At 39.0% G+C, this 13,826-nt stretch carries 15 protein-coding genes; 1 reads left to right on the forward strand and 14 read right to left on the reverse strand.

Going from position 1 to position 13,826, the window contains the following annotated elements; genetic code table 11:
• Window positions 1-212 precede the first annotated feature (212 nt).
• On the forward strand, window positions 213-1,601 hold the full coding sequence (locus MHI22_RS08390; protein ID WP_058844759.1) for an S-layer homology domain-containing protein: 1,389 nt from the start codon (window positions 213-215) through the stop codon (window positions 1,599-1,601).
• A 36-nt stretch (window positions 1,602-1,637) separates the two neighbouring features.
• Here the strand turns inward: MHI22_RS08390 and recO are convergent, their stop codons facing one another.
• The 14 genes from recO to MHI22_RS08460 form a co-directional block, all read right to left on the reverse strand.
• A complete protein-coding gene (recO, locus tag MHI22_RS08395) occupies window positions 1,638-2,423 on the reverse strand; it encodes a DNA repair protein RecO (protein ID WP_340811702.1) in 786 nt (261 codons plus the stop codon).
• A 239-nt stretch (window positions 2,424-2,662) separates the two neighbouring features.
• A complete protein-coding gene (gene era, locus MHI22_RS08400) occupies window positions 2,663-3,580 on the reverse strand; it encodes a GTPase Era (protein WP_036120526.1) in 918 nt (305 codons plus the stop codon).
• On the reverse strand, window positions 3,567-3,980 hold the full coding sequence (locus tag MHI22_RS08405; RefSeq protein WP_080717050.1) for a cytidine deaminase: 414 nt from the start codon (window positions 3,978-3,980) through the stop codon (window positions 3,567-3,569). The genes era and MHI22_RS08405 overlap by 14 nt, the downstream gene beginning before the upstream one ends.
• Before the next feature lie 58 nt (window positions 3,981-4,038).
• On the reverse strand, window positions 4,039-4,389 hold the full coding sequence (locus tag MHI22_RS08410) for a diacylglycerol kinase family protein (protein ID WP_036120529.1): 351 nt from the start codon (window positions 4,387-4,389) through the stop codon (window positions 4,039-4,041).
• The gene (ybeY, locus tag MHI22_RS08415; RefSeq protein ID WP_036120532.1) at window positions 4,390-4,863 is read right to left on the reverse strand and encodes an rRNA maturation RNase YbeY; all 474 of its coding nucleotides are present in this window, start codon (window positions 4,861-4,863) and stop codon (window positions 4,390-4,392) included. It abuts the gene before it with no gap.
• A gap of 8 nt (window positions 4,864-4,871) precedes the next feature.
• Complete coding sequence (locus MHI22_RS08420; RefSeq protein WP_058844758.1) at window positions 4,872-6,992, reverse strand: HD family phosphohydrolase; 2,121 nt, start codon at window positions 6,990-6,992, stop codon at window positions 4,872-4,874.
• Between the two features lie 272 nt (window positions 6,993-7,264).
• Entirely contained in the window at window positions 7,265-8,221 is a 957-nt protein-coding gene (locus tag MHI22_RS08425) for a PhoH family protein (protein ID WP_036121651.1), read from the reverse strand.
• Window positions 8,222-8,223: 2 nt separating this feature from the next.
• The gene (locus MHI22_RS08430; protein ID WP_036121654.1) at window positions 8,224-9,336 is read right to left on the reverse strand and encodes a sporulation protein YqfD; all 1,113 of its coding nucleotides are present in this window, start codon (window positions 9,334-9,336) and stop codon (window positions 8,224-8,226) included.
• Window position 9,337: 1 nt separating this feature from the next.
• Window positions 9,338-9,586, reverse strand: a complete 249-nt coding sequence (locus tag MHI22_RS08435; RefSeq protein WP_036121657.1) for a hypothetical protein — start codon at window positions 9,584-9,586, stop codon at window positions 9,338-9,340.
• A gap of 54 nt (window positions 9,587-9,640) precedes the next feature.
• Entirely contained in the window at window positions 9,641-10,120 is a 480-nt protein-coding gene (locus MHI22_RS08440; protein WP_058844757.1) for a hypothetical protein, read from the reverse strand.
• A gap of 25 nt (window positions 10,121-10,145) precedes the next feature.
• Window positions 10,146-11,150: a flotillin-like protein FloA gene (floA, locus tag MHI22_RS08445; RefSeq protein WP_036121665.1), complete on the reverse strand. Its 1,005-nt coding sequence runs from the start codon at window positions 11,148-11,150 to the stop codon at window positions 10,146-10,148.
• Window positions 11,151-11,153: 3 nt separating this feature from the next.
• Window positions 11,154-12,482 carry an NfeD family protein gene (locus MHI22_RS08450; protein WP_058844756.1) on the reverse strand — a complete coding sequence of 443 codons (1,329 nt, stop codon included), beginning with the start codon at window positions 12,480-12,482 and terminating at the stop codon, window positions 11,154-11,156.
• Window positions 12,483-12,795: 313 nt separating this feature from the next.
• A complete protein-coding gene (gene rpsU / locus MHI22_RS08455) occupies window positions 12,796-12,969 on the reverse strand; it encodes a 30S ribosomal protein S21 (protein WP_004227078.1) in 174 nt (57 codons plus the stop codon).
• 271 nt (window positions 12,970-13,240) lie between these two features.
• Window positions 13,241-13,810, reverse strand: a complete 570-nt coding sequence (locus tag MHI22_RS08460) for a manganese catalase family protein (protein WP_036121670.1) — start codon at window positions 13,808-13,810, stop codon at window positions 13,241-13,243.
• Window positions 13,811-13,826: the final 16 nt, after the last annotated feature.

A 13,826-nucleotide genomic window follows, 5' to 3' on the forward strand; every position in this document is an offset into this window, starting at 1 on the left:
GGATGATATTTCCTCTATTCGCAGTTCCAACTTTTTGGTATAAATAAGGTATTATAGTTAGTATTAGCTGTTAAATAATGAATAATTAACATGCTAAAGACATCCCCCTTTTTAACATTCAATCGTCCGGAAGTTTGAACTGATACATAGGAAGGTCTGAACGAAACATTCATACTATAAAATTTTATATTGTACTATTTGGAGGAATTCAATTGAAGTCTCAACGTTTATTTCAACTAGCCATGGCATCTGCCTTAGTAACAAGTGCGATTGTTATCGCACCACCAGCACATGCAGCATTTTTTCCTGATGTTAATCCATCCACTGAAGAAGGAAAAGCTATCATTCAGTTAGCAGAGCGTGGCATTATTTCTGGCTATATGGACGGAACGTTTAAACCTGCAAACCCCATTACACGCACACAGGCTGCGAAAATTTTAGCAGGTATTTTAAAGTTAGATACAGTTCATGTAAAAAATCCTCAATTTAAGGACATTAAACCTGGCGATGAAAATTACGGAGCGATTGCCGCATTAGCCAATGCAGGAATAATTAATGGGGCAAATGGTTACTTCTACCCAAATCAAAATATTACACGCGAACAAATGTCAAAAATGATTGCTAAGGGCTTTGGATTAACGAGTCCAAGTAATACACAATTGCCATTTACAGATGTCAAAAAAGGAACTGAATTCGAGCCTCATATTAAAGCTTTATTTGCCAATGGCATTACAAAAGGAACGTCAGCCACTACATACGGTCCAAAGAGTCCTGTGAAGCGTTCCCAATTGGCTGCTTTCGTTGTACGTGCTGAAAAAATGTTAAGCAATGCAACCGTTTATGCAAGTCAATTTAAACAGGACTATATCTTTGCTTCTTATGGTGGTCTTGAGCCAGCAGAGGATATTTTCACATGGACTGAAGAGGAAGATATGACAGAGTCTATCACGATTACCCCTATAAAAGAAGGTACGGGCAAATTAGTGATTACTGGATTTACTGATGATTCAGAGGACTTTACAACTATTTTTTATTTAGTTCATGTGAAAAATGTCAATGGAAAGCTGAAGGTAACGCTTGAGGAAGTAAAGGAAGAGGATTATACAGAAAATTCACCACTTGATTTAGCAGAAAGTAATTTACCATTCGTGCCAACTGAGGTAACAGTTCAAAATATGAACGGGCAGGCACTTGCATCGAATTTATACAGCTTTAATCAGGATGATCAAACATTAACTATCTCGAAAAATGGACAGTTCATTGTTACATTTTCAGATGGGACACAGCAACAAAAGATGGCGGCTGATGTGTATGCCTATGACTTTGTTCGCGGTATTGATTTGTACCATTTAACTGACGAATTAACACTATCAACGCCAGTATTACCTTTCGAGCCAGCTAGTGTAGCTCTTGAAGTTTTTGACTTTGAGCCAGCGCCTGTAAAAGCAACTATTCTTAATGGACAACTACATGTTACACCAAAAACAGAAGGTATTGCCATTCTTCATCTAACAGGTAAAAACGAGGAAACAGTCTATCTCTATGTGGAAAGTAAAAAAATTGCTGGACAATGGGCTTTTCTATATGAATTTGATATCTGAAATAATTTTTTAATAGCACAAAATGCCAGAAGAACATTATGAGTCTTCTGGCATTTCATTTTTAGATCGTATTTGCAATTCAGGCGTTCGCTCTAGTTGCTCAATAAATTTTTTCGTCTTAAAGCGGATACCTGTTTGTTCTTCATAGATGGTTGTAATAATTTTTTTGATGAAATATTTTGTTTCTTTTTTTAGCTCTATTTTTCCGATTTGATCGATTGGAACAGTATAAAACATACGTATAAGCTTCAGTTGTGTTGGTGTTAAACGAATGATATAGGGGTCATACTGATAACAGCGATGACATAAAAACCCTCCTTGTGCAAAGGAAAAAGCAAATTCCCCATCGACAGCACCACACGCAGCACAGGCATGTAAAATAGGTTGCACACCTGTATAGGGTAACATTTTCCACTCAACAAATAGTGTGATAGCTTCGGGATCATAGCCTTCCTCAATTGCTTGTAATGCGTGTAATAATACATCAAAAGCAAATGACTCTGGTTTCCCTTCTTCCACGACACGTTCCACCAGTTCCATGATATAGCTAGCATAGGCAGTGGCCATAATATCTTCACGAATATGACGCATCGAGTTCAAATGCTCTCCTTGTTGTAATGTCCCCATACCAGTATGATGTTGCACCATAAACATGCCATAGGTAAAGGGTTGTGTGACGGACGCCAATCGACTAGAAGGCTTTTTTGCCCCCCTAGCCATTGTAGCCACTTTGCCAGCTTCTCGTGTTAGCAGAGTGACAATTTTATTGGATTCCCCATAAGCACGTACCTTTAATACAATGCCTTCCCATTTATGAAGCATAGTTCTCCTCCTTTCCTAAAAGAGCTATCCAAGAAAAGAGAGCTATCCAAAATGCTTTGGACAGCTCAAAGTAATACCTCTCAATTACACTCAGATTTTACTGAGCAGACGATTTGAAAAAAGACCTCCAGGAGGCAATCTATAACATCTACTGAAGTCTATATTTTAATTCAGCAGGCGTTTGAACATCTGCTAAGAAATTCACCCGATAAACACTGCTGGATTAGGATCACAACAGCTTAATATTCATCATCACGGAATCCAAAATCGCGTAAATGTGTAGATTTATTACGCCAATCTTTTTGTACCTTAACCCATAGCTCTAAATAGACTTTTGAGCCTAACAGCATTTCAATATCCTTTCGTGCACGTGTCCCTACTTCTTTCAGCAAGGCTCCACGTTTCCCAATGACAATGCCTTTTTGAGAATCGCGCTCCACAATAATCGTCGCGGCCACATGAATTTTGTCAGCATTTTCTTCATCACGGCGAATTTTATCAATCACCACTGCAATCGAGTGGGGAATTTCTTCACGTGTTAAATGTAAAACTTTTTCGCGTATCAGCTCTGAGATGATAAATCGCTCAGGATGATCCGTCACTTGATCTGCTGGGTAATATTGTGGTCCTTCTGGTAAATATTTTGCTAACGTCGCTAATAAATTTTCTACATTATTCCCTTGTAGTGCTGAAATCGGTACAATTTCTGCAAAATTATAGCGCTCTTTATAGTTCTCAATAATCCCTATTAATTCGTCTGGATGAATGGCATCAATTTTATTGATGACCAAAAAGACAGGCGTCGGATTCCCCGCCAACAATTCTAAAATGAATTCATCGCCTTTACCAAGTTTTTGCTCAGCATTGACCATAAACATAATAACATCCACTTCACGCAATGTATTTTTAGAAACTTTCAGCATGAAATCGCCTAGTTTATGTTTTGGTTTGTGAATACCTGGTGTATCAATAAAAACCATTTGGCTATCATCTGTTGTCAGTACACCTTGTACTTTATTTCGTGTTGTTTGTGGCTTATCACTCATGATCGCAATTTTTTGGCCAATGACACGATTTAAAAATGTCGATTTTCCTACATTTGGACGACCAATAATGGAGATAAAGCCTGACTTGTAGCCATTGTTAGTTTCCTGCATTCTCTAAATCCTCCGTCGTAAATGCAAACGGTAGTAATTCGCCTACCGACGTTACCGTCACATCACCTTTTAAGTTCGTTAAATAAACAGGCATAGTTGGCGCACAAAACTCCATCATTACCTGACGACATGCTCCACACGGTGCGCATGGCCCGTCCGTATCAGCAACAATGGCAATGGCTTCGAATTCATAAATGCCCTCTGATACAGCTTTAAAGAACGCTGTACGCTCCGCACAATTCGTCATACTATAGCCTGCATTTTCAATATTGCAGCCGTGAATGACCTCTCCCTCTTTTGTTAAAAGAGCTGCACCTACTTTAAATTTCGAGTATGGAACATAGGCTTTTTCACGTGCTTTTTTTGATTCCTCTAATAATCCTTGCATATCCACTGTCATCTATACAAATTCTCCCTCACATTATGGTTTATTTTCATTAAGAAGACACTCATTTCCATTAAAACCATTTTGGCAGAAAGATGAGTAATCCGATTATAGCACTGAATAGCGCAAATACAAGCACTGCACCTGCCGCAATATCTTTCGCCTGCTTAGCAAGTGGATGTATCTCTGGGGAAGCTAAATCAACCGCCCGTTCGATAGCTGTATTGATCATTTCCAGCGCAAACATTAGTGCTATTAATAGTAGCACAATATACCATTCCATACGAGATAAACCTGTCCAATAACCAGCCATTATAACAATGATTGCACTAATTATATGTGATTTTAAATTTTGTTCTTTACTTGCTGTGATAATGCCTTCCAATGCATAGCCAAAAGATCGCAAGTATTTGCGCAAATCCATTTAGTCTCGCCCTAAGCCGAAAGTTTGTAAAATTTCATCTTGCTTTGTAAACATTTTTTTCTCTTCTTCTGGCTCCATATGGTCATAACCAAGCAAATGTAAAAAACCATGTACAGCTAAAAAACCTAATTCTCGTTCAAAGGAATGATTGTATTCCTCAGCCTGCTCTTTGGCACGGTCTGTAGAAATGATAATATCACCTAGTACACGTGGCATTCCTTCAAAAGTTACCTCGATTTCCCCTTCCCCTAGCTCCTCTAACGCAAAGGAAATGACATCTGTAGGCTGATCCTTGCCACGATACTCACGGTTAATATCTTGAATCGTCTCATTCGTTACAAACGTCACTGAAACCTCAGTTTCTGGCTCAATATTTTCAATACTCGCTGCATGCTGTAAAAGCTTTTCAACAAGCTCTGTATGTGGTGTAGCCACTTCATTTGTTTCATCTGTAAAATCAATTGTTAAAATCATAGATCCTCCTACTTATCTGCCTTTGGATATTCAATACGTGAGTGGAAAATACCATTCAACGTTTCACAAAGAACTCTCTCTATACATTTTAACTCTTTTATCGAAATATCGCATTCATCAAACTGATTATCCTGTACACGATCATCAATGATCGCTCGTACTAGCTTATGGATTTTTTCAGCATTCGGCTCTTTCATTGAACGAACTGCTGCCTCAACACTGTCAGCAACACTAATAACCGCTGCTTCCTTAGTTTGTGGTTTTGGACCTGGATAACGGAGCTTTGCCTCATCAATGCTTTTTCCTTGTTCCTTCGCTTTAAACAAGAAGAACTTTAATAAACTTGTACCATGATGTTGTAAAGCGATATCGATAATTTCTTGCGGCATTTTATAGCGTTTTAACATGTCGGCTCCATCTGTTGTATGGGCGATAATAATTTCTGCACTTGTCTCAGGCGGTAAAGAATCATGCGGATTAATACCTGACATTTGATTTTCAATGAAAAAGGCAGGACGCTTTGTTTTACCTATATCATGATAATAACAACCAACACGCGCTAGTAAACCATCTGCACCAATTTCTTCACAGGCAGCTTCTGCTAAATTCGCTACCATTACACTATGATGATATGTCCCTGGTGCTTCCATTAGTAATTTTTTTAATAAAGGATGATTAGGATTGGATAGCTCAATTAAACGCAGCGACGATAATAAGCTAAATGCTGACTCAAAGAATGGTAAAAGTCCCATTGTTAATGCCCCTGAAAGCAAGGCAGATAACATAGCTGCAATCAAGTAAAACACTAATTCTGGCAAGCCGTAGGATGATTGTGTCATGAGTAAATAAAAGGCGATAAATGCCATGTTGACAAGGGAAATCACACCAACTGCATGTAAAATATGTGAGCGTTTTTCCACACTGCGCAAAAAGAACAGGCTTGCAAGCCCTCCAAAAATAATATACAACGTAATTTCCATTTGCATAACAGATGAATAGCCTTCTTGAAAAATAACACCTGCTGAGGCTGCGGTCATAACGGTAATGAGCACAGCTGCTCGTTCATCCGCTAATAATCGTACAAGCATTGTAGCTAATGCCGTCGGGAACAGAAAGGCAATCGTTACATCAAAGCCACCAGACACTAAGCTAATAAATTTCATGAGCAGGATTGACAACGTATAAACAATCACTGTCACTAATAAGGCATTGCGTTTTTTTCGTTCGTCAGCATCCCAACGCTCAAATAAAATATACATAAACATCATTTGCAGTAGCGTTAAAATAATAAGTCCAGCAATTGGCTTCAAGGATGCTTTATTACTTACCATACCCAATAGCTCTAATTGTCGGTAAGCCTCATTATCAATAATTTGACCTTCCTGCACAATGATTTGTCCTTGTAAGATTCGTGTCGGCTCGACGCTTTCCTTCGCCTGCTCTTTGCGAATTTTCGTTTGGTCTTCGTTAATCGTTTCATTTTCAATAATACTTGTACGCCCTATTAACACGACTGTATTGAATATTTTATCAGGATACCCTCGTTGCCCTCGAATCTTTGTCTCAAAATCATTTTGAGCAACAAAGACATTTTCAGGTCGGATAGACTTTTGTAAATAGTCCTCTACAAATTTGGATAATTGCGTACTAGTTCTGTTTAAATCTTCATCACTTTGCACTAACAGACCTTCCAGCTGTGAATCTGTAAAGATTAATGGCATCTGGTCTTCATCTATTGATTCGAATTTTTTGCGAAGCTGTGCAACTTGATCGGCAATAGGTATAGGTTCCTTACTGTTTGCAACATCCTTTTTCACTTCTAGTACATAATCAAACAATGATGTTACAATCGCTGCTCTTTGCTTGGCGACATCCTCCGAAAATTGATAGACTGAATCCACTGCATTGGCGGCTTTTTCCCGCTCTAGCTGCGTCTTATAAGTGTCTTCAATCGTTTTGGTAGATCGTACGGTTTCAGGCGCAAGCTGTAGTGGTTTGAAATCATATGTAACTCCCTTAACATTGCCATACATAAACGCAAACTGTAGGCCGCCTGTTAAAATGAGAATGATGATAATAAAGTAGCGAAAACCGATAAGCTCTGTAAATTTTCGAAGTTGTTTCTCCATTTGGCACCTCCTCTATCTACCTACTATCATACCAATTCAACATACATTTTTCTCGAAAAATGTATAAGAAAGCAAAAAACAGCTATACAATTTTGCATAGCCGTCACATTTTTTTCCATATTTTGATTAATTTCGTAGTTTAGCTATTTGCTTTGTAATGATGATTTTAAAACACTATCACATCTGTCACTTCGCTTGCGGGGCAGACTTTTTAAACCTCGTTGCCCCTGACGCTTCGCTTACGGGGCAGACTTTAGAATTGCTTCGCAATTCTAAAGTTGCTGTTCTTCGTAGGCTTGGATGATTTTGGCTACGATTGGGTGGCGTACGACATCGCCTTGTTCTAATACTTGGAAATGTATGGATTTTACATATTTTAATGTACGCTCTGCTACAATCAAGCCAGATTCCGTATTTTTAGGTAGGTCAATTTGCGTTTTATCACCTGTAATGACCATTTTAGAACCGAAGCCTAGACGTGTTAAAAACATTTTCATTTGCTGATGTGTTGTATTTTGAGCCTCATCCAAAATAACAAAGGCATCATCTAATGTACGACCACGCATATAAGCTAATGGCGCGATTTCTATTGTTCCGCGTTCAATCAGTCTTTGTGTTTGTTCAGCCCCGTAAATGTCGTTTAAAGCGTCGTAGAGAGGTCTAAGATAAGGATCTACCTTTTCCTTTAAATCTCCTGGCAGAAATCCTAGAGACTCTCCTGCTTCAACAGCAGGGCGAGTTAAAATAATTCGCTTTACATGCCCATTTTTAAGTGCCTGTGTTGCCATGACTACCGCTAAATACGTTTTCCCAGTACCGGCTGGACCAATACCAAAAACAACGTCTTTATGACGGATTGCTTGTATGTATTCTCGTTGACCAATTGTTTTTGCACGGATTGGCTTGCCTTTCGTCGTACGTGCTATTTCTTCATCATAAAGTTCTGCAAAATATTCAATCGTGCCTTTTTGTATCATTTCAATCGCTGTTGTAACATCCCGTTGATCAATATTAATTCCTTTGCGAATGACCTTCAATAGTGCATGCAGAAGTAAGGTTGCCTGCTCCTTAGCATTTTCTTCACCAGCCAGCTGAATTTGCTCACCGCGCGTAATGATATGAACATTTAGTGCTTCTTCGACTAATTTCATATTTGCATCTGAAATACCGAGTAGCATAACCGCTTCGTTTGGATTATCCACCTGTAATACAGTTAACTGTTCTGACATAATCATTCTCCTTGTAGGCCTTGTATTGGACTTGCAATGTTTTCATTGACTAAAAATAGAACTTTCCCTTCAACTGTACCATTCCCCCACTTTGCCTGTAAAAGGTTTTCTTTCTTGATCATTGTTTTTGCAGGTAACGAACGTAACACTTTTTCATGCAGTAGAGGGATTAGCAATGACTCTATTTTCGATTCATCAAGCTCCACTTGCATCGTATTTGTCTGTTGTTCCTCTACAATCGAAACATAGGGGTCTAACCAATTCGGTAAATCCTTCTTTTGTACATAATCTACTTTTTCTTTGTGTATCCCCTTTAGCAATACTCGCCACTGCTTTTGCTGCACAGTTTCCATTGTAATCGTTGTTGGGATTTTGAACGAGCATTCAAGCCAATAGTCTGCAAATACCTCTCCCTTAGCCCCAACATAAACTTGATCTGTACCACTTTCAATAACACCACTCACAAGGACGTCTCCCTCATAGGCTGTATCATTTATTGAAATCTTCCGTTCACCATTTTGTATATTAAAATGAGTAATGACACCACTTTTCGTTGCGACTAAATGCGAAGCTAATTTGTCATTCGATTGCTCTGTTTGCTTCGGTGATTCCTGAGGTCTCAGTATTACTCGTCCGCCGTGTTTATCAATATGCACCCATGATAGCTCTCGATGTTGCTCTAACAGCTTTTGACGTATGATGGTATTGGAAGGTAAACTTTTTTTAGAGAGCGGTGTTTCTAGTTGAAAGGTCTCTTGAAAGGTTTTGCCTAGCCGCTGCTCCAGTTCGGGTGTCGCTGCCTCAATGTCCACTCGCCAAATGACTTGTGCGCAGATAATAGGAATGACAATCATCAAGGTTAAGCCAAGCAAAGTCCAAAGCTGTGCTCGGAAAACTTGCAGCTCATCTGCATAAAAAACAGCCATTTTCAAACGAAACTGTCTTCGAGCACGGCGAATTTTTGGTAAGTAATGCATAGTTGTTTCAAAGGAAACTTCTTGCTCACGAAAGACTACACGCTTTAACGGAACATGCTGGGCGTGCAATGCTTGAATAAAAGGATGAACATTTTCATGGCGCTTTATACGTATAATGATAGGCCGATTATTCCACATTTTAGCTCACATCCATATTCTTTGCCTTTTTCATCTGAAGCTCCTGTAGATTATCAACAGAGAGATGAAGCATTTCTTCTTTTAGAGCATTAATCTTCACGGAATCTGCATTGACAGTAATATGATAATCTGCATAAACAAACGAACAGGTCGTAGCATCTGCATGGATAAACCGATAAGGTCCAATAATTTTTAATGATTCGTATTCTAACAATTCGAGTAGTGGCGTTAATTGAAATAATTTTTTCATAAAAAATGCCTCCTTCTTCGGCAATATATGCATCGAAAAAGGAGGACATGCTAGTTATTTTCTTTTTGCTTTAGGTGGTCCTAATATTTCAGCCATTACGATCGCTTGCATGAGATCGTTTTTCGATTGAGGTAATTGAAAAGTCGATGGCGCACCGACTGTTTGCACCTCTTTTTTCCCAGCAGCTAGACGTCCTCTACTTTCTCGAATAGAAGTACGACTAGGAACATCCGTTGGCATAACTGGCGGGGCCATATAGCTTGGTATTTCCTGCTTCACCTGTTCTTCGACCAACTTTTTAGGCTCTTCGGCTTTCTCATTTTCAGGAATCCAATCACCAATAAACTCTCGTGCAAAATCTTCAAAACTTTGCGCTCTCCCTGCACGATGCGGCGTTGTTTCCGCCATAACTGGAGGCTCTGCCGCTGTATCTTTATTAAAAGGAGGCATCTGTTTCTGAGGCTTTTTATTTTTTGATTTTCCGAAAATAGAGCTGGCTATGGCAATTAAGGCAAGAATTATTAATTGTTCCATATGTTAGTTCCGCTCCTTTCCGTTTTTAAGCATTTGGATCATTCGTGTCTGGCTTATCAGTGCTTACTTTTGAAATCGAGTCGCGCATCGCCGTATCCGCTTGAATGTTACGATAATTCATGTAATCCATAATGCCAAGATTACCAGAACGTAATGCTTCAGCCATAGCCTGTGGTACTTCTGCTTCAGCCTCTACTACTTTCGCCTTCATTTCTTGAACACGGGCAATCATTTCCTGCTCATTCGCTACAGCCATTGCACGGCGTTCTTCAGCTTTTGCCTGAGCAATGTTTTTATCCGCCTGTGCTTGTTCAATCTGTAATTCTGCACCGATGTTTTTACCGATATCTACGTCGGCAATATCAATGGATAAGATTTCAAAGGCTGTTCCTGAGTCCAAACCTTTTGATAATACTGTTTGTGAAATCATATCAGGATTTTCTAATACTTCTGTATGGTGCACAGCCGAACCGATTGTCGAAACAATCCCTTCACCAACACGGGCAATAACTGTTTCTTCACCAGCACCACCGACTAAACGCTCGATATTTGCACGCACTGTAATACGTGCCTTTGCTTTAACTTCAATCCCGTTCATTGCTACACCTGAAATAAATGGTGTTTCAATAACTTTTGGATTAACAGACATTTGAACCGCTTCTAATACATCTCGACCAGCTAAATCAATCGCTGCACAACGTTCAAAAGATAGTTCAATATTGGCACGGTGAGCTGCAATTAATGCATTGACAACACGGTCAACATTACCACCTGCTAAATAGTGACTCTCTAACTGATTAATCGTAACAGGTAAACCTGCTTTATGTGCTTTAATCAACGGATTGACAATTCGAGAAGGGATAACTCGACGTAAACGCATCCCAATTAATGTGAAAATACTAACACGAACGCCTGCTGCTAATGCAGAAATCCACAGTGCTACCGGTACAAAGGTAAAGAATACCGCAAGAACAATGAATAAAATAACCAGTCCAGCAATTGGACCAATTAAAGCTAAATCAAAACCCATTTTCTATTCCTCCATCTCTTTATCTGTTTGTCTCACAACAATACGTGAGCCTTCAACTTTAATAATTTCTACATGTTGATTGGCATCGATATAGCCACCTTCTGATACAATATCAATGCGTTCACTACCAAGTACCATTGTACCTGATGGACGTAGTGGTGTAAGCGTTTTCCCAATTTTTCCTAACAGTTCTGTGCGATTGACATTGGACACATACCCTTCTTCTGTCGTAGTTGCATCCATTAACACGAGCCTGTTTAAGACATGCATTTTTTTTCCGAAAAATTTCATCAGAATCACCATTCCTATCATCGCTATCACAAGCGCAATGAGAATTGCTACTATCATTTGCATCATATTTGCACCTGCCAGTATCAGACTTAGTAATATGAGCACGCCACCTAAAATTCCCACAATTCCTCCGGGGACAAAAAACTCTGCAATTACAAGGGCTAAACCAACTATAAATAACAATAATGTTTCATAACCAGCGAAGCCTGCAACCATATGTCCAAAGAAAAATAAACCAAGAGCTGATAGCCCCATTATACCTGGAACGCCAAATCCTGGCGAATATAGCTCCATCACCAGCCCTAAACTTGCGATAGACAATAAAATGGGTACAATGATTGGATTTGTAATAAAACGAGCCAATTTTTCAGAAAATGTTGGTTCGATGGGAATAATATCACTACCCTTAAGGTTTGTTTTCGCTAAAAGCTCCTGAAAATTTTTAACCGTTCCTTCAGAATAGCGAACCTCCAATGCCTCCGAAGCAGATAAGGTTAACAAATTCTTTCCGCCAGCACGGTATTCTGGTAGTTCATAGTTGGTATCTGCCATTGCTAATGCATACTTAGGATCGCGACCTGATGTTTCTGCCGCTGCCTGCATTTGAGCAAGCCAGGCACTATTAGCTTTTAAATCTGCTGCATTACCTGCTGAATCAATGACCGCTGCTGCACCGATTGTTCCATTCGGCACCATGTAAATCTCATCCGCATGTAAGGCTAAAAAAGCACCAGCTGAATGCGCATCCTTATTAATATAAGCAATTGTACGTATCTCCGTTGCATCCATAAGCATGGCGATATCACTTGCAGCATTCACAAATCCGCCAGGCGTATGTATATCTAAGATAATCGCCTCTGCATAGTTTTCTTCAGCCTCTTTAAAAGCTCGTTCTAAAAATGCATGAAGCCCTCGCTCTACTTCATTATGAATTGGAACATGGTAGACCTTACTACTTGCAAAAGCTGACGTTAATGGAAACGCTAACAAAAAAGTCATCCATATTACTAGCAAATAGCTGAGGATTCTCCGTCTTCGCATCTTTTTCCCTCCCTTCTAACATGCTTCTCCCTTGTATATACGGTCAATCATGCGAAAAGTTTCACAAATCTTAAAATTTTTTAAGTTTATTTAAGATTCATTTCCTTTGAATGATTGACACTTAGTATGCTACAAAAAAAGCCGAATGAATCAATAAGATATCATTCGGCTTTTTCATATGTACGTAAGCGTGAGCAATGTAAAATACCTGAAATCAATCCTCCATGTGATTAATTTCAGGTATAATTTTGTCTGCTCAGTGAATCATACAATTGCGTGTTATGAACGTAGGGATTTTTAATGGGAAATTAAATTACCACTTACGTTTACGTGCAGCTTCTGATTTCTTTTTACGTTTTACGCTAGGTTTTTCGTAGAACTCGCGCTTTCTAACTTCTTGAATTGTACCACTTTTTGATACAGTACGTTTGAAGCGGCGAAGAGCATCTTCAAGCGATTCGTTTTTGCGAACGACAGTTTTTGACATCTCTCTTTCCCTCCCTCCGAACACACGTCAATACACAATTAGGCAAATTACCTTCTGTTGTGTACTAAAAAATTATATCGTATTGTCTAATAATGGTCAATAGAAAGTGTGCGAAATTATCAAGTGAATTTTTGGTTTTATTTTTGTTAACTTATTCAAATTGTATTTAGCTAGCAATATATCCAATATTTATTCTTCCTTCTAGTAAAACATGATTTATTGACAAACAAAAAGGCTGTTTCAAGTCCCCCTTGATCCAGCCAGCCACTTTTTAGAAAACTTTCTTCTGATCTCTATCATCTTTTAAAATTTCAACAGCCTCTCTAAAACGCTGGGAATGGACAATTTCCCGTTCACGTAAAAACTTTAAGCTATCATTTAAATCTGTGTCATCTGATAAATCAATAATCCATTGATAGGTGGCACGCGCCTTTTCCTCAGCAGCTATATCCTCATACAAATCTGCAATAGGATCACCCTTAGCCTGAATATAGGATGCTGTAAATGGTACCCCTGAAGCATTCTGATAAAATAAAGCACGATCATGATTTACATAATGGTCGCCTAGACCAGCCTCCTTGAGCATTTCAGGTGTCGCATCTTTTGTTAGCTTATAGATCATCGTGGCAATCATTTCTAAATGTGAAAATTCCTCCGTTGCTATATCGGTTAAGAGCCCTACCACTTTGTCTGGTATGGTATAGCGCTGATTCATATAGCGAAGGGCTGCTGCCAGTTCCCCATCTGCTCCTCCATATTGCTCAATTAAAAACTTAGCAAGCATTGGATTGCATGTACTAACTTTTACCGGATACTGGAGCTTTTTTTCGTAATACCACAAAAATTATTCCTCCTAG

The organism is Lysinibacillus sp. FSL L8-0312 (genome assembly GCF_038003285.1).
Classification (GTDB): Bacteria; Bacillota; Bacilli; order Bacillales_A; family Planococcaceae; genus Lysinibacillus; species Lysinibacillus fusiformis_D.